We start from the raw sequence: 18,747 nt of genomic DNA on the forward strand, positions 1-18,747 counted from the left end.
ACCATGTCACCTTATATTGCAGAGTTCATCGGCACAGCGATCCTCGTGCTGCTCGGCAACGGCGCGGTCGCAAACGTGCTGCTTGCAAAGACCAAGGGCAAAGGCGCGGACCTGATCGTGATCGTGATGGGCTGGGCGATGGCCGTATTCGTCGCCGTCTACGTGACCGCGTCGTTCAGCGGCGCGCACCTGAACCCGATCGTCACCATCAGTCTCGCGCTCGCGGGCAAGTTCGCGTGGTCGAAAGTCGGCGGCTACATCCTCGCGCAGATGCTCGGCGGGATGGCGGGCGCCCTGCTCGTGTGGCTCGCGTATCGCCAGCACTTCGCGAAGGAAGCCGATGCGGACCTGAAGCTCGCGGTGTTCTGCACGGCGCCCGCGATCCGCAGCGTCACGCACAACGTGCTGACCGAAGCGATCTGCACGTTCGTGCTGATCCTCGGCGTGCTGTACCTCGCGTCGCCGCAGGTCGGCCTCGGCGCGCTCGACGCGCTGCCCGTCGGCCTGCTCGTGCTCGGCATCGGCATTTCGCTCGGCGGCCCGACCGGCTACGCGATGAGCCCCGCGCGCGACCTGTCGCCGCGCATCATGCACGCGCTGCTGCCGATCCCCGGCAAGCGCGACAGCGACTGGCGCTATGCATGGGTGCCCGTCGTCGGCCCGCTGCTGGGCGGCGCCGCGGCGGCCGGCCTGTACCTGCACCTGCACGCGATGGCCTGATCTCGGCCTGACCGAAGCGCGCGGCCTCCAGCGCCGCGCGCTTCATGCTCCTTTCTTCGCGCCGCCTCCGCCACGTTCGCGCTGGCGGTCGCCCCCGGCCGACACCGGCGACTTCCGCCTCACGCCCGCATCCGCCGCGCCCCCCGGGTTCACGTCGATCCCGCGTTCGACCAGCATGCTCGCCACGCGCATTTCCTCGACGAACCCCGCCGCGCGGCCGAATCCGCGCACGGCATCGGGAAAACTTGCCGAAGCGTCGCGCGGCACGCGCGTGAAAGCACGTATGATGGCGAATTGATCTGCGTCGCCGACATTCCGCTTCTTCACCACCATGCTCGATCACCTCATCTGCGACTGCGACGGCGTGCTCGTCGACAGCGAAGTCATCGCCGACCGCGTGCTGCTCGAAACGCTGTCCTCCACGTTCCCGAACATCGATTTCGAAGCCGCCGCGAAGTCGGCGTTCGGCCAGCAGACGTCGCGCTTCCTGACCGGGATCGAATCCCGCTTCGGGATCGAGATGCCCGCCAACTTCATCGAAACGATCGAGCACAACATCGAGAGCGCGCTGGCGCAATCGCTCGCGCCGATCACCGGCGTGCGCGACGCGCTGCTGCAGGTGAGCCTGCCGGCGGCCGTCGTGTCGAACAGCCGGCTCGCGCGCGTGCGCAGTTCGCTGAAGCGCGCATCGCTCACCGAGATCTTCGGCGATCGCGTGTTCAGCTCCGAGCAGGTGGCGCGGCCGAAACCCTACCCCGACGTCTACCTGCATGCGGCGCAAACGCTCGGCGTCGCGCCGGCGCGCTGCATCGTCGTCGAAGACAGCGTGTCCGGGCTGAATGCCGCGCGTGCGGCAGGCATGAAGACGATCGCGTTCGTCGGCGCGAGCCACATCCCCGACAACTACGCGGACGCGCTGCGCGCGATGGGCATCACGCGGATCATGCGCAGGATGGACGAGCTGCCGGCGTTCGTCGAAGCCGGCATGCGCGGCGAATTCGGGGACGTACAGTCCTGACGGTCGTTCCGGCCCGGTCAGGCTGACCGGGCCTGTCCGGCGTGCGCCGCTTCACGCACGCCGTGCCACGGGCGCATGAACGCGCCCGCTTTCCCCTTCCCTTCACTCAGGCCGGTTCGCAGCAGCGCTCGCGCGCGGCGGCCAGCGCCTCGCGGAACTCGACGAGTTCCGCGATCGTCAGCATCGGCAGCCCGTGCCGCTGCGCGAAACGCTCGACATCGTCGCCGCGCGTCATCGTGCCATCGGGATTCATCAGCTCGCACAGCACGCCGGCCGGCTTCAGGCCCGCGAGGATCGACAGGTCGACCGTGCCTTCGGTGTGACCGCGGCGTGCGAGCACACCGCCCGGCTGCGCACGCAACGGAAACACGTGGCCGGGGCGCACGATGTCGTGCGGCTTCGCCCCTTCGGCGATCGCCGCGCGGATCGTCGTCACGCGATCGGCCGCCGATACGCCCGTATGCACGCCTTCGCGTGCCTCGATCGAGACGGTGAACGCGGTGCCGTTGCGGCTCTCGTTGGTCTGCACCATCGGCGGCAGCTCGAGCGCGCGCACCGTGTCGTCGGTCAGGCACAGGCACACGATGCCGCTGCACTCGCGGATCAGCAGCGCCATCGTCTCGGGCGTGATGCGCTCGGCGGCAACGATCAGGTCGGCTTCGTTCTCGCGGTCGTGGTCGTCCTGCAGCACGACCGCACGGCCTGCGCGCATCGCATCGAGCGCGGCGGCGATGCGCGGCGGCACCGGTTCGGAATCCAGCAACGGGAGATCGGCAAAGGCGTCGGCAGGTGCCGACGAAACGGACATCAAGGACATGTGAAACGCTCCTCGCAAATACGGTTTGGGCGAAAAACGTTTCAGGGCATTGCAAACAGACAGAACGACAACCCGCTTCACGCATGTGGCGAAGCGGCCCTGGCGGACATGACTATCTGCACATCTTCTCTCATCCGGACTGTGACCGTCGGCTCTGGCATTCGACCAGATCTGCTGACCCCGCGCGGATGCGCGGGCGCTCGCGGGCTCGCCGGCTTACGCCAGCCTACCGCCGGTGGGGAATTTCGCCCCGCCCTGAAGACGCACTGATTGCCGGACGGGACAACCCCGTCAGCGGCGGGCCAAGCATACAACAGCTGCGCGCGCGGCGCAGTGAACTCCAGCTAAAACCTTACCGACGACCCCGTCTAACGGCATCGTCCGAACGGCCGACGGACGGCCCGCGATCCCGCCCGAACGAGGGGAACGCGGCCCGCTCCGGACGGCCTGCGCGATCAGCCGGCCGCATGCGCGGCGTGTGCCGCATCGGGCACGAGCCAGCGCGGCGGCACCTCGGGGCTCACCGTCACGCGAAACGCGCGCGCCTCGCTGTCGCCCGGGTTGCGCAGGCTGTACGGCTGGTCGGCATCGAACACGATCGCATCGCCGGTCGCGAGCAACTGGCGGCGGTCGTGCACGCTGACTTCCAGCGTGCCCTCGCTGACGACGAGGTTGACCGTCGTGCCGGGCGCGCGGCGTGCGCCGGGCTCCGTGTGCAGCGGCGCGATCCGCAGCTCGTGGAATTCGGCCGCGGCCGGCTCGCCTTCCGGATAAAGCGCGCGCGCCGAGAAGCGGCCGTTCGAGCTGACGACGCGCGACGCGCGCTCGGCCGCCAGGTGCTCGAAGCCGTTCACCGCATGGCGGCGCAGGAAGGCGGCGACCGAAACCTTCAGCGCCGCGGCGATCTTGCAGAGGACCTTGATCGACGGCACGCTGCGCGCCGACTCGATCTGCGCGAGCATCGCGCGCGACACGCCGGACAGCCGCGCGAGCGCATCGAGCGACAACTGCCGCTCGGCACGCAACCGCGCGAGGTTCACGCCGACGACCTGCTCGAGAACATCGAGCGACGCGGACGCCCGCGCATCGGCGGCATCGCCGGACTCGAAGGAAGACACGTCGCGCACGAGCGCCAGGGATGAAGACATAGCATTGCCTCCGGGCCGCTGTGCGGCCCTGCGTATGGGGTAAGCCGGGATGGGGAATCGGGTTGCGCCAGCAACGGCGCGTATCGAAACGCTATCACCCGGCCTTGCACCGGCAAACGAAGTTATCTTCACACCGTTATCAGCATCGCGGAGGAATGCGTTTCTCGCGCCCCGTTTCCTGCCGCTATCGCGTCGCGCCGCGGGGCTCGCTCATTGCGCCGCCGGTGCCGCACCGCGCGCCGGCCCGCGCGTGTCGAGCCGCATCGCGAACCACGTGACGACGAGCGCCGCGAACGTCACCGCGACGGCGACCCACGGCAGCGCATCGAGCGCGAGGCCGTGTTCCAGCGCAAGGCCGCCGAGCCACGCGCCGCCCGCATTGCCGACGTTGAACGCGCCGATGTTGAGCGTCGACGCGAGATGCGGCGCGCTCGCGGCCTTCTCGACCATGCGCGCCTGCAGCGGCGGCACCGTCGCGAACGCGGCGATCCCCCACACGAACACGGTGACGGCGGCCGCGACCGGCAGGTGGCTCGTCTTCGCGAAGACGGCCATCACGGCCATCAGCGCGACGAGGATCGCGATCAGCGACGGCATCAGCGCGCGGTCGGCGAACTTGCCGCCGAGCGTGTTGCCGATCGTCAGCCCCGCGCCGAACAGCACGAGGATCAGCGCGACCGAGCGCGGCGAGAAACCCGACACGGTCTCGAGGATCGGCGCGATGTACGTGAACACGACGAACACGCCGCCGAAGCCGAGCACGGTCATCAACAGCGCGAGCCACACCTGCGGCTCCTTCAGCACGCGCACTTCGTGGCCGAGGCCGGCCGGCCCGCTGTCGTGACGGTTCGGCACGAGCGCGGCGACGCCGCCGAGCGCCAGCACGCCGAGCACGGCGACGATCCAGAACGACGCGCGCCAGCCGAGCAGTTGCCCGACGAACGTGCCGAACGGCACGCCGAGCACATTCGACAGCGTGAGCCCCGTGAACATCAGCGCGATCGCGCTCGCGCGCTTGTCGGCCGGCACGAGCGACGCGGCGACCACCGCGCCGATCCCGAAGAACGACCCGTGCGCGAACGACGTGACGACACGCGCGACCATCAGCATCGCGTAGCCGGACGCGGTCGCGCACAGCACGTTGCCGACGATGAAGATCGCCATCAGCAGCTGCAGCGCGGCCTTGCGCGGCATGCGGCTCGTCAGCACCGCGAGCAGCGGCGCGCCGGCCGCGACACCGAGCGCGTAGCCGGTGACCAGCAGGCCGGCCGACGGCAGCGACACGGCCAGGTCGTGCGCTACTTCGGGCAGCAGGCCCATGATGATGAACTCGGTGGTACCGATGGCGAAGGCGCTGATCGCAAGCGCCAGTAACGGAATGGGCATGACGTTCTCCGAAAAGACGGCGGACGCGGCGTCCGGTCGGTGCCGCACCGCACAAAAGGCAGGATGTGCGCATTGTCCCGAAGACATCGATATTTGATAATTGGCGTGGCGTTTGAACCATTTTCAAATATTTCTGGAAAATCGCATGGACCGACTGGGCGATATCCGGCTGTTCGTCGAGGCGGCCGAACTGGGCAGCCTGTCCGCCGCCGGGCGCAAGCTGAACCTCACGCCGGCCGCCGCGAGCGCGCGCCTCGCGAAGCTCGAGGCGGCGGTCGCCACCCGGTTGTTCGACCGATCGACCCGGCAGTTGCGGCTCACCGACGAGGGCCGCCTGTACCTGAACGGCTGCCGGCAGGCGTTGCAGGCGCTCGACGACGCAAATGCGCTGCTCCAGGCCGGCCGCAACGTGGTCGCCGGCCGGGTGCGGCTGTCGGCGACGTCCGATTTCGGCCGTCGCCGGCTGCTCGACTGGCTCGACGAATTCAACGCGCTTCACCCGGACGTGACGTTCTCGCTGACGGCGTCCGACTCGACGGTGAACCTGTGGCAGGACGAGATCGACCTCGCGATCCGCTTCGCCGCACCGCCCGACGGCGCGCTGATCGCCCGCCGGCTCGCCGCGGACCGGCGCGTGCCGTGCGCGGCGCCGTCGTTCGTCGAACGCCACGGCGTGCCGCGCGATCCGCACGATCTGGCCCGCTTTCCATGCAACGTGATCACGGTCGCGTCCGGGCCGATGAACACGTGGCGCTTCACGCGCGGCGACGACACGCAGACCTGCACGGTGCCGCTCGCCACCGCGTTCGAGACCAACGACGGCGGCCTCGCCCGCGAATGGGCGCTGCGCGGCCGCGGCATCGTGCTGAACTCGATCTGGGATGTCGCCGACGACATCCGCGCCGGGCGGCTCAAGGTCCTGCTGCCCGACTGGCGGCACCAGAGCGCGCCGCTGCACGCGATCTATCCCGGCAAGCGCTACATGGCGCCGCGCGTGCGCGTGCTGCTCGACTTTCTCGCCGAACGCTTCGCGCGCGAGGAAGCCGCGCACGACGACCTGCTGAACGCGTGCCGCTGACGGCCGGCGCATCGCGGATCGAGGGTCGGAACGCGCCGGCCGGCGTCGCGCGGCCGCAACCCGCCGCCCGTCCCGGGCAGCGTGAAAAGCTATAATGGAAAGCTTTCCCGACGGCTTTTCACATGCTGGCTGCGCGCCATCCGCGTGCAGCGCGCGCGGCCGTCCCGATTCACTCTTGACGACGCCCCCAGGTCAACCACTGCGAACGGCGAATCCCCATGACCAAGAAAGTTTACGTAAAGACCTTCGGCTGCCAGATGAACGAGTACGACTCGGACAAGATGGTGGACGTGCTGAATGCGGCCGAAGGCCTCGAAAAGACCGACACGCCTGAAGACGCGGACATCATCCTGTTCAACACGTGCTCGGTGCGCGAGAAGGCGCAGGAGAAGGTGTTCTCCGATCTCGGCCGCGTGCGCGAGCTGAAGGAAGCGAAGCCCGGCCTGCTGATCGGCGTCGGCGGCTGCGTCGCGAGCCAGGAAGGCGCATCGATCGTGTCGCGTGCGCCGTACGTCGACCTCGTGTTCGGCCCGCAAACCCTGCACCGCCTGCCGCAGATGATCGACGCGCGCCGCGAGAGCGGCCGCGCGCAGGTCGACATCACCTTCCCCGAGATCGAGAAGTTCGACCACCTGCCGCCGGCGCGCGTCGAGGGGCCGAGCGCGTTCGTGTCGATCATGGAAGGCTGCTCGAAGTACTGCAGCTACTGCGTGGTGCCGTACACGCGCGGCGATGAAGTGTCGCGTCCGCTCGACGACGTGCTGACCGAAGTGGCCGGCCTCGCCGACCAGGGCGTGCGCGAAGTCACGCTGCTCGGCCAGAACGTGAATGCCTATCGGGGCGCGCTGGCGGCCGGCTCGTCCGAGATCGCCGATTTCGCGACGCTGATCGAATACGTCGCCGACATCCCCGGCATCGAGCGGATCCGCTACACGACGTCGCACCCGAAGGAATTCACGCAGCGCCTGATCGACACCTACGCGAAGGTGCCGAAGCTCGTGAGCCACCTGCACCTGCCCGTGCAGCACGGCTCCGACCGCATCCTGATGGCGATGAAGCGCGGCTACACGGTGCTCGAATACAAGTCGGTGATCCGCAAGCTGCGCGCGATCCGCCCGGACCTGTCGCTGTCGACCGACATGATCGTCGGCTTCCCCGGCGAGACCGAGGAGGATTTCGACAAGATGATGGCGCTCGTGCACGAGATGAGCTACGACACCAGCTTCTCGTTCATCTACAGCCCGCGCCCCGGCACGCCGGCCGCGAACCTGCACGACGACACGCCGCGCGAGGTCAAGCTCAAACGCCTGCAACATCTTCAGGCGACCATCGAGGAAAACGTCGCACGCATCAGCCAGTCGATGGTCGGGAAGGTCGAGCGGATCCTCGTCGAGGGCCCGTCGCGCAAGGACCCGAACGAACTCGCGGGCCGCACCGAGAACAACCGGGTCGTGAATTTCCCGGCGCCGCTCGCGTCGCACCCGCGCCTGATCGGCCAGATGATCGACGTGAAGATCAACCACGCGTACCCGCATTCGCTGCGCGGCGAGCTCGTGCTCGTGAGCGACGACGCGAGCGCGGCCACGCACTGACGTTCCACTGGAGCCCGACGCCACTTTGAAGCCGACCCAAGCACTGGAATTCGTCGCGCCGCGCGACGACAACGCGCGCCTCGCCAACCTCTGCGGCCCGCTCGACGAGAACCTGCGGCAGATCGAACAGGCGCTCGACGTCACGCTGTCGCGACGCGGCCACCGGATCGCGATCCGCGGGCGCGGCGCCAAGCTCGCGCTCGCCGCGCTCGAGAACTTCTACAACCGCGCGCGCGATGCGCTGTCGGTCGACGACATCCAGCTCGCGCTGGTCGAAGTGCGCCACACGGGCGGCAACGGCCGCCAGGACACGATCGACGTGCGCTTCCGCGGCGACCCCGACCATCCGTTCGACGACCCCGTCGTCCAGCTCGACGCCAGCGAGCCGGACGAGGAGCCCGCGCCGAAGCTCTACACGCGGCGTGCCGACCTGCGCGGCCGCACGCCGGCGCAGCGCGAATACCTGAAGCAGATCCTGTCGCACGACGTGACGTTCGGCATCGGGCCGGCCGGCACCGGCAAGACCTACCTCGCGGTCGCCTGCGCGGTCGACGCGCTCGAGCGCGATCAGGTCAAGCGGATCGTGCTGACGCGCCCGGCCGTCGAGGCCGGCGAGCGGCTCGGCTTCCTGCCGGGCGATCTCGCGCAGAAGGTCGACCCGTACCTGCGTCCGCTGTACGACGCGCTGTACGACCTGCTCGGTTTCGACAAGACGGCGAAGATGTTCGAACGCCAGATGATCGAGATCGCGCCGCTCGCGTACATGCGCGGCCGCACGCTGAACCACGCGTTCATCATCCTCGACGAGGCGCAGAACACGACGCCCGAGCAGATGAAGATGTTCCTCACGCGGATCGGCTTCGGCTCGAAGGCGGTCGTGACCGGCGACACGAGCCAGGTCGACCTGCCGCGCGGCCACAAGAGCGGCCTCGTCGAGGCGCAGCAGGTGCTCGGCGGCGTGCGCGGCATCGCGCTCACGCGCTTCACGAGCGCGGACGTCGTGCGCCATCCGCTCGTCGCGCGCATCGTCGAGGCGTACGACGAATTCCACGCGCAGCACCAGGACGGCTGACCGGCCGGCGGCACCTGCACGCCGCCCCGGCCTGACAGCCCGGCCCGGCCCGCCAGACGGCGCGCCGGGCTTTTTTTCGCCTGCGTGAATTCGGGTGCGATCGGCCGTTTGGTGTATCCTCAACGCGTCCCAATCGCCGCACGCGTCATGAAATCCTCCCGTTCCCGCAAGTCCGGGCGCGCCCAGTCCGCCGCGCCCGCCTCCCCCCGCCTTTCGCTGTTCGATGCGAAAGGCAAGGCCCGGACCGTCAACGCGCAAGGGCTGCGCATCGACTTCCCCGACGGCCGCAGCCTGATGTTCGACCTGTCGGGCAGCTCCGGGGAAGCCGCCGTCGCGATCGTCGCGCAGCACAACGATCCGGCCATGCGCGCGAAGATCGCGCTGCAGCCCGAGCACTACGACAGCGTGACGCTGCACGTGGGCGCCGAGCCCGCACCGCGCGAGGACGACACCGAAGACGCACTGCGCGAGCCGGAGCTCGACCTGTCCGTGCAGTACGGCGACGAGATCACGAGCGACGTGCGCAAGACGCTGCCCAAGCGCAAGCTGATCGCCGAATGGCTCGAACCGGCGCTGTTCGCCAGCGCACAGTTCACGGTGCGCTTCGTCGGCGAAGAAGAAGGCCGCACGCTGAACGCCGGCTACCGCCACAAGGACTATCCGACCAACGTGTTGACCTTCGCGTACGACGCGGCGCCCGACGGCACCGTGATCGGCGACCTCGTGCTGTGCTGCCCGGTCGTCGAGAAGGAAGCGCACGACCAGGACAAGCCGCTCACCGCGCATTACGCGCACCTGCTGGTGCACGGCGCGCTGCACGCGCAGGGCTACGACCACGAGACGAGCGACGAGGACGCAGCCGAAATGGAAGCGCTCGAAGTCGACATCCTCGCGAAGCTGGGCTTCCCGAACCCGTACCAGTAAGCCGTCCGCACGATGCGCAACGCCGCGACGCTCTCGCCCGCCTACCCGCCGTCGATCGGCGACGGGCGCCTGCTGACGGAAGACGAACTCGCGGCGTCGCTCGCGCACACGATGCGCGACTGGGACGGCCACCAGGATCTGTGGCTGTTCGGCTATGGCTCGCTGATCTGGAACCCGGGGCTGCCGACCGTCGCAGCCATACGCGGCAAGGTGCACGGCTATCATCGCGGGCTCTACCTGTGGTCGCGCGTGAACCGCGGCACACCCGAACGCCCCGGCCTCGTGCTCGCGCTCGATCGCGGCGGCTCGTGCTCGGGCATCGCGTTCCGGCTCGCCGGCCCGACCGCGCAACCGCACCTCGAAACGTTGTGGAAACGCGAGATGCCGATGGGTTCGTACCGGCCCGCATGGCTGCCGTGCTCGCTCGAGAACGGCGAGCGCGTAAACGCACTCGCGTTCGTGATGCGCCGCGAAGCGCCGACCTATACGGGCAAGCTGTCCGATCCCGTCGTCAAGGAAGTGTTCAGTTGCGCGGCCGGCCGCTACGGCACGACGCTCGACTACGTCAGCCGCACGGTCGACGCGCTGCGCGCGAGCGGCATCCCCGATCGCGCGCTGGAAGGGCTGCTCGCGCGATGCCGGTGACGCGGCACGGCGCCCGGCTCGCCGCCACGCGCTGCCGCGCCGTGGGCACATTCTTGCGAGGGCAAGACCGATGAAATCGTCTCGCTGGTCGCGTTGCAGGGTTGCCGCGCTGATCGTCGCCGCGAGCGTCGCGCTGTCCGGCTGCGGAATACTCGGCTGCGGCGGCGCCGCGACCAACGGCGCGGCCGCCGGCGGCTGCTCGGCCGGCATGCGGTTCTGAACCGCGGCCGGGCGAAGCCCGCGTGCGGCAGAATGCCGCCGCTCACTGCCTCGGCCGAACGCTTTTCCGCGTCACGGCTCCGCTTCCCACCCGCACCCGTTTTTTTCGCCGCTGCCCCGCCGCCCTTTTCTGGGATAGGATGGACGCGAGGACGATGTCGCGCCCGGCGCGGCCGTCCGAGAGCGGGGCCCGTACGCGCTGCCCACCCTGGCCGTGCGGCCGGTGTGACACGGTCGCGTCGTGCCCTTGGTGTATCCTTGCCTACTCCGTGACAGCGCGCTCCGGCATGACCCGGGCGCACCACCATGAACGATTCGTATCCCAGTCGTAAGCCAACCGACAAACCGCAAGAAAAGCGCTCGCTGCTCGAGCGCCTGACCGACTTCATCTCGCCCGAGCCCGAATCCCGCGGCGAGCTGCTGGAAATCCTCCAGGACGCCCACGAACGCAACCTGATCGACGCCGATTCGCTGTCGATGATCGAAGGCGTGTTCCAGGTGTCCGACCTGTGCGCGCGCGACATCATGGTGCCGCGCGCACAGATGGACGCGATCAACATCGCCGACAAGCCCGAGGATTTCATCCCGTTCGTCCTCGAAAAGGCGCACTCGCGCTACCCCGTGTACGAGGAGAACCGCGACAACGTCATTGGCGTGCTGCTCGCGAAGGATCTGCTGCGTTTCTATGCCGAAGAGGAATTCGACGTGCGCGGGATGCTGCGCCCGGCCGTGTTCATTCCCGAATCGAAGCGCCTGAACGTGCTGCTGCACGACTTCCGCGTGAACCGCAACCACCTCGCGATCGTCGTCGACGAATACGGCGGCGTCGCGGGCCTGATCACGATCGAGGACGTGCTCGAGCAGATCGTCGGCGACATCGAGGACGAATACGATTTCGACGAGGAAGCCGGCAACATCATCTCGGGGCCCGACGGCCGCTACCGTGTGCGTGCGCTCACCGAGATCGAACAGTTCAACGAGACGTTCGGCACCGATTTCCCGGATGACGAAGTCGATACGATCGGCGGGCTGATCACGCATCATTTCGGCCGCGTCCCGCATCGCGGCGAGAAGCTGCAGCTCGGCAACCTCGTGTTCGAGATCCAGCGCGGCGATGCGCGCCAGGTCCACGTGCTGCTGGTGCGCCGCAACCCGCTCGCCAGCCGTCGCGCCGAAACCTCGCACGAGGACTGACCGTCGCGCGCCAGCCGCGCGTTCCACAACCGCTCGCCCACTTTCGCTTCACATGGACGATCCGATCCTGTCCCGCCCGGCTGGCGGCCTTCTCGCGCCGCCTCCCGGGCGCGCGCTGCCGCGCTGGCACTACCCGGCCGCGCTGCTCGCCGGCGCCGCCAATACGCTCAGCTTCGCGCCGACGCCGCATGGCGGCTGGCTGCAACTCGTCGTATTCGTCTGGTTTTTCGCGCAGCTCACGCGCACCGCGAGCTGGCGCAGCGCCGCGCTCACCGGCGGCGCGTTCGGCTTCGGCAACTTCATCAGCGGCATCTGGTGGCTCTACATCAGCATGCACGTCTACGGCGAGATGGCCGCGCCGCTCGCGGGCGGCGCGCTCGTGCTGTTCTCGCTGTACCTGTCGCTGTACCCGGCGTTCTCCGCCGGGCTGTGGTCGTTCTGCGCAGGCCATGCGTGGCATCGCCGCACGCCCGACCCGCGGCCGTTTTCGCCGACCTGGCACGGCGCATTCGCATTCGCGAGCGCATGGGCACTCGGCGAGTGGCTGCGCGGTACCGTCTTCACCGGCTTCCCGTGGCTCGCAAGCGGTTATCCGCAGGTCGACGGCCCGTTCGCGGGCTTCGCGCCGGTCGCCGGGGTGTACGGGATCGCGTGGGTGCTGGCCTTGTTCGCCGCGCTCGTCGTGCAGGCCCTCGCCGCCGCCCGGCCGTCGCCGCTCGCCGAACCCCGTGCCGGCAATGCGCGCGTGCGCATCGCCGCGCCGGCCGGCATCGCGGTCGCGCTGATCGCGGCCGGTCTCGGGCTGTCGCAGGTCACGTGGACCGTGCCCGCGAACGCGCCGCTCACCGTGCGGCTGCTGCAGGGCAACGTGAAGCAGGACATCAAGTTCGAGGAAGCGGGCATCGACGCGGCGATCAAGATGTACACGCAGATGATCGTCGAGAAGCCGGCCGACCTGATCGTCACGCCCGAAACCGCGATCGCGGTGATGATCCAGGAGTTGCCCGAGCCGTTCGCCGTCGCGATCCGCAAGTTCAGCGACACGACGGGCTCGGCCGTGCTGTTCGGCGCGGTCGGCGCATCGGTGACCGAGGACGGCCACTACGTCGACTATACGAACAGCCTGTACGGCGTGACGCCGAATTCGCGCGACATCTATCACTACGACAAGCACCACCTCGTGCCCTTCGGCGAATTCATCCCGTGGGGCTTCCGGTGGTTCGTCGACCTGATGAAGATGCCGCTCGGCGACTTCGCGCGCGGCGCGCCGGTGCAGAAGCCGTTCCTCGTGCACAACCAGCCGGTGATGGCCGACATCTGCTATGAGGACTTGTTCGGCGAGGAAATCGCCGCGACGATCCGCGACAACCCGCAGCCGCCGGGCGTGCTCGTCAACGTGACGAACCTCGCGTGGTTCGGCGACACGATCGCGCTCGACCAGCACCTGCAGATCGCGCGGATGCGCTCGCTCGAGACGGGCCGGCCGATGCTGCGCTCGACCAACACGGGGATGACGGCCGCGATCGATGCGCGCGGCCGCGTGCTCGGCCAGCTGAAGCCGTTCACGATCGGCTCGCTCGACGTGCGGATCGAAGGCACGAGCGGCTTCACGCCTTACGTGACGAGCGGCAACAACATCGTGCTCGCGGTGTCGTTCGTGCTGCTCGCGTTCGGCTTCACGTTCGGCCCCGGGCTGCGCCGGCGCAACGGCCGGAACAACGGCGACGCCCCGCAGCAATGATGCGGCAAGCCGCCGCTGCGCAGCGCGTAGTGGCGGCCGCCGCATGCAGCGGCCCTCGAGCGCGAACCGGCTGGCCGCTCAGCCCTGCCGGGCCGACTCCGCCGACACTGCCGTCTGAACCGGCTGCGCAGAAAGGCGCCGCAGGTCGCGGCTCACCTTCTCCATCACCGGCTCCCACGCGCCGAACGCCGGCTGCCGGTACAGTGTCGCGGTCGGGTACCACGGACTGTCCGTGCGTTCGAGCAGCCAAGGCCAGTGCGGATTCACGTCGAGCAGCACCCACGTGCGCGCGCCGAGCGCGCCTGCCAGGTGCGCGACCGACGTGCACACGGTGATCACCAGATCCAGCGCGCCGATGAACGCGGCCGTATCGTCGAAGCTCGTCAGTTCCGCCGTGAAATCCTCGATCGCGAAGCCGGCCGCGCGCGCCGCCGCGACATCCGCCTGCGCACCCGGCTGCAGCGAATGAAACGCGACGCCGTCGATCCCGCGAAACGCGTCGGCATAACGCTCGAGCCCGACGCGCCGGAACGGATTGCGCTGATGCCCCGCGCTGCCCGTCCACACGAGCCCGACCTTCAGCCGGCTGTCGCCCGCGAGCCGCGCGCGCCACGCGTCGCGCGCGAGCGGATCGGCACGCAGGTACGGCACCGACGACGCGAGCGTCGACGCTTCCATGCCGAGCATCAGCGGCAGGCCGATCAGCGGTATTTCGTAATCGAAGGCGGGCAGCACGTCGACGCCGCCGCCCGCGCTGAACGCATCCGCATGCGCGCCGAGGCTGCGCTGCATCAGCGTGCCCACCTGCGGGAACGTATTCCATATGAGCCGGCCGCCCTCGCGATGCACGCGCTCGGCGAGCGGCGCGACGAAGCGGCAGAACTGCAGCACGTCGCCGAGCCCCTGCTCGCCCCACACGAGCAGCGTCTTGCCGGCAAGCGGCTCGCCCTGCCAGCGCGGGCCCGGCAGCACCGGCCGGCGGCCGCGCAACTCGCCCGCGCCGTCCCAGCGCGCCTCGTGGCCGCGCCAGCCGGCCGCGTGGTTGCCGCGCACGAGCTGGATGATCGCCAGGTTGAAACGGTAGGACGCGTCGTCGGGCGCCAGCTCGCACGCGCGCGCCGCGAAGCGCTCGGCATCGTCCCAGCGCTGCGCCTCCTTCATCGCCATCGCGACGTTGTTCATCGCGAGCGCGTTGTCAGGCGCGAGCTCCACGAGCCGCGCGGCGCACGCGAGCGCGCCGTCCAGGTCGTGCGTCGCGATCCGCGCGACGACGAGGTTGATCCATGCCTGCACGTCGCGCGGATCGGCGCGCACGGCCGCGTCGAGCAGCGCGATCTCCTCCGCGCGGTCGCTGCCCGACAGCCGCAGCGCGATCGCGAGGTTGTTGCGCAGCGACGGCCGCCCGGCGTCGAGCGCCAGCGCCGCGCGATACGGCGCCACGGCGTCCGCGTGACGACCCGCCATCTGCAGCGCGTAGCCGAGATTGAAGTACGCGGTCGCGCCCGGCTGCACGCGCGCCGCGCATTCGGCGAGCGCGACCGCATCGGCCGTGCGCTGCCGCGTGAGGAGCGCGCCGGTGAGCTGCGCGAGCGCATCGGCGTCGACCGCATGCAGGTGCGCGGCGGCGGCCAGCCACAGATCGTGCGCGGCGGCCTCGCCGCGCGCTTGCGCGTCGGCGGCCTGCCCGAGCAGCGCGAGGAAGGGCGGAAGCAGCGGAATGAGGATGTCGGTCGGATCGTCCATGCAGTCGGGATCGGCAAGCGGTGGCGCGGCACGCGCCGCGCGCACCGCAATACGCGCATCTTAACGCCCGTGCGAAGCCGTGCGGCACGCGCGTCGCGACCTGCCGCGCGCGGCCGCCCGGTGCGCGCCGGCCGCGCCCGCGCAGGCCGCCCGGACGGGGCCGACGGCACGCCCGCCCGCGTTCCGGCCGCATCCGCTCGCCGATCCGGTAAAATTACGCGTTTCAGCACACTAACAAGCCGCGCCGCCGCGCGAGCCGACTCTCCGGGCCCCGCCCGGAGAGTCGCCCGCAACGGAGCGCCAGCGCCACGAAGGCTCTTCATGCTTACGTTTCAGCAAATCATCCTGACGCTGCAGTCCTACTGGGACAAGCAGGGTTGCGCCCTGCTCCAGCCCATCGACATGGAAGTCGGTGCAGGCACGTCGCACGTGCACACGTTCCTGCGCGCGGTCGGCCCCGAGCCGTGGCGCGCCGCGTACGTGCAGCCGTCGCGCCGCCCGAAGGACGGCCGCTACGGCGAGAACCCGAACCGCCTGCAGCACTACTACCAGTACCAGGTCGTGCTCAAGCCGGCACCGGAAAACATCCTCGACCTGTACCTCGGCTCGCTCGAGGCGCTCGGCTTCGACCTGCAGCAGAACGACGTCCGCTTCGTCGAGGACGACTGGGAAAACCCGACGCTCGGCGCGTGGGGCCTCGGCTGGGAAGTGTGGCTGAACGGGATGGAAGTCACGCAATTCACGTATTTCCAGCAGGTCGGCGGCCTCGACTGCAAGCCGGTGCTCGGCGAGATCACGTACGGCCTCGAGCGCCTCGCGATGTACCTGCAGAAGGTCGAGAACGTGTACGACCTCGTGTGGACCGAGTGGGAAGAGCAAGGCCCGAACGGCCCCGAGCTGCGCCGCCTGTCGTACGGCGACGTCTACCACCAGAACGAGGTCGAGCAGTCGACCTACAACTTCGAGCACGCGAACGTCGACCTGCTGTTCACGTTCTTCAACAGCTACGAAGCGGAAGCGAAGAAGATGATCGACGCGCAGCTCGCGCTGCCCGCGTACGAGCTCGTGCTCAAGGCCGGCCACACGTTCAACCTGCTGGATGCGCGCGGCGCGATCTCGGTCACCGAACGCGCGGCGTACATCGGCCGCATCCGCGCGCTGTCGCGTCTCGTCGCACAGGCCTACTACGACTCGCGCGAGAAGCTCGGCTTCCCGATGCTCGGCAACCCGCCGGGCGTGCCGGGCCTCACCACCGACGCCCAGGACGCCGCCCAGCCGGCATGGGCGCCGCCGCTCAAGGTCGAACGCAAGATCGATCAGGACTGACGAGACGAGATTCAATCCAGACATGACGCACAATCATCCCGCCCCCCTGCTCGTCGAACTGCTGACTGAAGAGCTGCCGCCGAAGGCCCTCGCGCGCCTCGGCGACGCGTTCGCCGAAGGCCTCGCGCAACGCCTCGCGGCACGCGACCTCGTCGACGGCGAACTCGTGTTCGAACGCTACGCCACGCCGCGCCGCCTCGCCGTCGTCGTGCAGAACGTGCGCGCCGTCGCACCTGAAAAGCAGGTCCGCGAAAAGGTCCTGCCCGTGTCGGTCGCGCTCGACGCCGAAGGCAAGCCGACCGCCCCGCTCGCGAAGAAGCTCGCGGCGCTCGGCCACCCGAACCTGTCGATCGCCGATCTCGAGCGCGCGCAGGACGGCAAGGCCGAAGCGTTCTTCATCAACTATTCGGCAGCCGGCGCGACGCTCGCCGACGGCCTGCAGGCCGCGCTCGACGAAACGCTCGAGAAGCTGCCGATCCCGAAGGTGATGACCTACCAGCGCCCGGACGGCTCCGACGTGAAGTTCGTGCGCCCGGTGCATCGCCTGACGGTGCTGCACGACGACCGCATCGTGCCCGTCACCGCATTCGGCGTCGACGCCGGCGACACGACGCTCGGCCACCGCTTCCTGTCCGACGGCCTCGTCGCGATCCAGCATGCACGCGCGTACGCCGACACGCTGCGCGACAAGGGCCGCGTGATCGCGCACTTCGCCGATCGCCGCGAAACGATCCGCACGCAGCTGAACGAACACGCGAACGGCGATTCCGTCGTGATGCCCGAAGCACTGCTCGACGAAGTGACGTCGCTGGTCGAATGGCCGGTCGTCTACCCGTGCCGCTTCGAGGACGAATTCCTGCAGGTTCCGCAGGAATGCCTGATCCTCACGATGCAGACGAACCAGAAGTATTTCGCGCTGACCGACGTCGGCGGCAAGCTGCGCTCGCGCTTCCTGATCGTGTCGAACATCGAGACGAAGACGCCGGGCGAGATCATCGAAGGCAACGAGCGCGTCGTGCGCCCGCGCCTCGCCGATGCGAAGTTCTTCTTCGAGCAGGACAAGAAGAAGCCGCTCGCCGACCGCGTGCCGCAGCTCGCGAACGTCGTGTATCACAACAAGCTCGGTTCGGCGCTCGCGCGCGTCGAGCGCCTCGAGGCGCTGGCCGGCGAGATCGCCCCCGCGATCGGCGCCGACGCCGCGCACGCGAAGCGCGCCGCGCGCCTCGCGAAGGCCGACCTGCTGACCGACATGGTCGGCGAGTTCCCGGAACTGCAGGGCACGATGGGCACGTACTACGCGCGCCACGACGGCGAAGCCGACGACGTCGCGCTCGCCTGCGCCGAGCACTACCAGCCGCGTTTCTCCGGCGACGCACTGCCGACCACGCCCGTGTCGACCGCCGTCGCGCTCGCCGACAAGCTCGAGACGATCGTCGGCATCTGGGGGATCGGCCTCGCGCCGACCGGCGAGAAGGATCCGTTCGCGCTGCGCCGCCACGCACTCGGCGTGCTGCGCCTGCTGCTCGAGAAGCAGCTGCCGCTCGATCTCGTGTCGCTGCTGCGCACGGCCCATGCACGCTTCGAAGGCGTGCCGGGCGTCGCCGAATCGACCGACGCGATCCTCGCGTTCTTCATGGATCGCCTGCGCGGCCTGCTGCGTGAGCGCGGCTATTCGGCCGGCGAAATCGATGCGGTGCTGAGCCTGAACCCGACGCGCGTCGACGATCTCGTCGCGCGCCTCGACGCGGTGCGCGAATTCACGCACCTCGCGGAAGCCGAAGCGCTCGCGGCCGCGAACAAGCGGATCTCGAACATCCTGAAGAAGTCGGACGGCGGCGCGAACGGTGCGGTGCAGCCGACGCTGCTCGTCGAGGCCGCCGAGAAGGCGCTGCACGAACAGCTCGCGGCCGTGACGCCGCACGTGCAGTCGCAGCTCGAGGCGCGTGCGTACACGGGCGCGCTGTCGGCGCTCGCCGCGCTGCGCGCACCGGTCGACACGTTCTTCAACGACGTGATGGTCAACGCGGAAGATCCGGCACTGCGCGCGAACCGTCTCGCGCTGCTGTCCGCGCTGCACCAGCAGATGAACTGCGTCGCCGACATCTCGAAGCTCGCCGCATAAGG

The 18,747-nt window shown here is 69.2% G+C and carries 17 protein-coding genes and 1 riboswitch; of the genes, 12 read left to right on the forward strand and 5 right to left on the reverse strand.

Annotation, left to right across the window (positions count from 1 at the left end):
* Positions 1-3 precede the first annotated feature (3 nt).
* A complete protein-coding gene (locus ACTJLD_RS24820; RefSeq protein ID WP_021160162.1) occupies positions 4-720 on the forward strand; it encodes an MIP/aquaporin family protein in 717 nt (238 codons plus the stop codon).
* A 42-nt stretch (positions 721-762) separates the two neighbouring features.
* Here ACTJLD_RS24820 and ACTJLD_RS24825 read toward each other — a convergent pair whose 3' ends face one another.
* Positions 763-1,053, reverse strand: coding sequence for a hypothetical protein (locus ACTJLD_RS24825; protein ID WP_440659831.1), 291 nt, complete (start codon positions 1,051-1,053; stop codon positions 763-765).
* Between ACTJLD_RS24825 and ACTJLD_RS24830 the strand changes: the two genes are divergently transcribed.
* A complete protein-coding gene (locus ACTJLD_RS24830; RefSeq protein ID WP_059699936.1) occupies positions 1,052-1,738 on the forward strand; it encodes an HAD family hydrolase in 687 nt (228 codons plus the stop codon). The two genes, ACTJLD_RS24825 and ACTJLD_RS24830, sit on opposite strands and share 2 nt — an antisense overlap.
* A 106-nt stretch (positions 1,739-1,844) precedes the next feature.
* On the opposite strand, the gene ribB is transcribed toward ACTJLD_RS24830, so the two are convergent.
* The 3 genes from ribB to ACTJLD_RS24845 form a co-directional block, all read right to left on the reverse strand.
* A complete protein-coding gene (gene ribB, locus ACTJLD_RS24835) occupies positions 1,845-2,555 on the reverse strand; it encodes a 3,4-dihydroxy-2-butanone-4-phosphate synthase (RefSeq protein ID WP_027789183.1) in 711 nt (236 codons plus the stop codon).
* Between the two features lie 118 nt (positions 2,556-2,673).
* Positions 2,674-2,822, reverse strand: a riboswitch (FMN riboswitch).
* Positions 2,823-3,010: 188 nt separating this feature from the next.
* On the reverse strand, positions 3,011-3,703 hold the full coding sequence (locus ACTJLD_RS24840) for a helix-turn-helix domain-containing protein (protein ID WP_021160158.1): 693 nt from the start codon (positions 3,701-3,703) through the stop codon (positions 3,011-3,013).
* A 210-nt stretch (positions 3,704-3,913) separates the two neighbouring features.
* Complete coding sequence (locus ACTJLD_RS24845) at positions 3,914-5,089, reverse strand: MFS transporter (RefSeq protein ID WP_060350337.1); 1,176 nt, start codon at positions 5,087-5,089, stop codon at positions 3,914-3,916.
* Positions 5,090-5,234: 145 nt separating this feature from the next.
* Between ACTJLD_RS24845 and ACTJLD_RS24850 the strand changes: the two genes are divergently transcribed.
* From ACTJLD_RS24850 to lnt, 8 genes are all read left to right on the forward strand, one after another.
* Positions 5,235-6,167, forward strand: a complete 933-nt coding sequence (locus ACTJLD_RS24850; RefSeq protein WP_027789181.1) for a LysR family transcriptional regulator — start codon at positions 5,235-5,237, stop codon at positions 6,165-6,167.
* 218 nt (positions 6,168-6,385) lie between these two features.
* Positions 6,386-7,759 (forward strand): tRNA (N6-isopentenyl adenosine(37)-C2)-methylthiotransferase MiaB, encoded by a 1,374-nt coding sequence (miaB, locus tag ACTJLD_RS24855; RefSeq protein WP_027789180.1) that lies wholly within the window; start codon positions 6,386-6,388, stop codon positions 7,757-7,759.
* Between the two features lie 25 nt (positions 7,760-7,784).
* Positions 7,785-8,831 carry a PhoH family protein gene (locus tag ACTJLD_RS24860; RefSeq protein WP_059699926.1) on the forward strand — a complete coding sequence of 349 codons (1,047 nt, stop codon included), beginning with the start codon at positions 7,785-7,787 and terminating at the stop codon, positions 8,829-8,831.
* Positions 8,832-8,978: 147 nt separating this feature from the next.
* On the forward strand, positions 8,979-9,755 hold the full coding sequence (ybeY, locus tag ACTJLD_RS24865; RefSeq protein ID WP_027789178.1) for an rRNA maturation RNase YbeY: 777 nt from the start codon (positions 8,979-8,981) through the stop codon (positions 9,753-9,755).
* 12 nt (positions 9,756-9,767) lie between these two features.
* The gene (locus tag ACTJLD_RS24870; RefSeq protein WP_272546663.1) at positions 9,768-10,400 is read left to right on the forward strand and encodes a gamma-glutamylcyclotransferase; all 633 of its coding nucleotides are present in this window, start codon (positions 9,768-9,770) and stop codon (positions 10,398-10,400) included.
* Between the two features lie 70 nt (positions 10,401-10,470).
* The gene (locus ACTJLD_RS24875; RefSeq protein WP_167562603.1) at positions 10,471-10,620 is read left to right on the forward strand and encodes a hypothetical protein; all 150 of its coding nucleotides are present in this window, start codon (positions 10,471-10,473) and stop codon (positions 10,618-10,620) included.
* A 305-nt stretch (positions 10,621-10,925) separates the two neighbouring features.
* Positions 10,926-11,813, forward strand: coding sequence for an HlyC/CorC family transporter (locus ACTJLD_RS24880; protein WP_021160150.1), 888 nt, complete (start codon positions 10,926-10,928; stop codon positions 11,811-11,813).
* A 52-nt stretch (positions 11,814-11,865) separates the two neighbouring features.
* Positions 11,866-13,554 (forward strand): apolipoprotein N-acyltransferase, encoded by a 1,689-nt coding sequence (lnt, locus tag ACTJLD_RS24885; protein ID WP_060083097.1) that lies wholly within the window; start codon positions 11,866-11,868, stop codon positions 13,552-13,554.
* A 78-nt stretch (positions 13,555-13,632) separates the two neighbouring features.
* Here the strand turns inward: lnt and ACTJLD_RS24890 are convergent, their stop codons facing one another.
* On the reverse strand, positions 13,633-15,297 hold the full coding sequence (locus ACTJLD_RS24890) for a hypothetical protein (RefSeq protein ID WP_440659835.1): 1,665 nt from the start codon (positions 15,295-15,297) through the stop codon (positions 13,633-13,635).
* A gap of 321 nt (positions 15,298-15,618) precedes the next feature.
* Between ACTJLD_RS24890 and glyQ the strand changes: the two genes are divergently transcribed.
* Entirely contained in the window at positions 15,619-16,623 is a 1,005-nt protein-coding gene (glyQ, locus tag ACTJLD_RS24895; RefSeq protein WP_011885965.1) for a glycine--tRNA ligase subunit alpha, read from the forward strand.
* A gap of 22 nt (positions 16,624-16,645) precedes the next feature.
* Positions 16,646-18,745, forward strand: coding sequence for a glycine--tRNA ligase subunit beta (glyS, locus tag ACTJLD_RS24900; protein ID WP_124918493.1), 2,100 nt, complete (start codon positions 16,646-16,648; stop codon positions 18,743-18,745).
* Positions 18,746-18,747: the final 2 nt, after the last annotated feature.

Source organism: Burkholderia sp. 22088 (genome assembly GCF_052045915.1).
GTDB lineage: Bacteria > Pseudomonadota > Gammaproteobacteria > Burkholderiales > Burkholderiaceae > Burkholderia > Burkholderia cepacia.

Excerpts from the sequence above, each read along its gene's own strand:
- glyS (WP_124918493.1), top strand. The coding sequence starts at position 16,646 with ATGACGCACAATCATCCCGCCCCCCTGCTCGTCGAACTGCTGACTGAA.
- ACTJLD_RS24825 (WP_440659831.1), bottom strand. The coding sequence starts at position 1,053 with ATGGTGGTGAAGAAGCGGAATGTCGGCGACGCAGATCAATTCGCCATC.
- ACTJLD_RS24890 (WP_440659835.1), bottom strand. The coding sequence starts at position 15,297 with ATGGACGATCCGACCGACATCCTCATTCCGCTGCTTCCGCCCTTCCTC.
- ybeY (WP_027789178.1), top strand. The coding sequence starts at position 8,979 with ATGAAATCCTCCCGTTCCCGCAAGTCCGGGCGCGCCCAGTCCGCCGCG.
- miaB (WP_027789180.1), top strand. The coding sequence starts at position 6,386 with ATGACCAAGAAAGTTTACGTAAAGACCTTCGGCTGCCAGATGAACGAG.
- lnt (WP_060083097.1), top strand. The coding sequence starts at position 11,866 with ATGGACGATCCGATCCTGTCCCGCCCGGCTGGCGGCCTTCTCGCGCCG.
- ACTJLD_RS24840 (WP_021160158.1), bottom strand. The coding sequence starts at position 3,703 with ATGTCTTCATCCCTGGCGCTCGTGCGCGACGTGTCTTCCTTCGAGTCC.
- glyQ (WP_011885965.1), top strand. The coding sequence starts at position 15,619 with ATGCTTACGTTTCAGCAAATCATCCTGACGCTGCAGTCCTACTGGGAC.
- ribB (WP_027789183.1), bottom strand. The coding sequence starts at position 2,555 with ATGTCCTTGATGTCCGTTTCGTCGGCACCTGCCGACGCCTTTGCCGAT.
- ACTJLD_RS24845 (WP_060350337.1), bottom strand. The coding sequence starts at position 5,089 with ATGCCCATTCCGTTACTGGCGCTTGCGATCAGCGCCTTCGCCATCGGT.
- ACTJLD_RS24880 (WP_021160150.1), top strand. The coding sequence starts at position 10,926 with ATGAACGATTCGTATCCCAGTCGTAAGCCAACCGACAAACCGCAAGAA.
- ACTJLD_RS24870 (WP_272546663.1), top strand. The coding sequence starts at position 9,768 with ATGCGCAACGCCGCGACGCTCTCGCCCGCCTACCCGCCGTCGATCGGC.
- ACTJLD_RS24820 (WP_021160162.1), top strand. The coding sequence starts at position 4 with ATGTCACCTTATATTGCAGAGTTCATCGGCACAGCGATCCTCGTGCTG.
- ACTJLD_RS24875 (WP_167562603.1), top strand. The coding sequence starts at position 10,471 with ATGAAATCGTCTCGCTGGTCGCGTTGCAGGGTTGCCGCGCTGATCGTC.
- ACTJLD_RS24850 (WP_027789181.1), top strand. The coding sequence starts at position 5,235 with ATGGACCGACTGGGCGATATCCGGCTGTTCGTCGAGGCGGCCGAACTG.
- ACTJLD_RS24830 (WP_059699936.1), top strand. The coding sequence starts at position 1,052 with ATGCTCGATCACCTCATCTGCGACTGCGACGGCGTGCTCGTCGACAGC.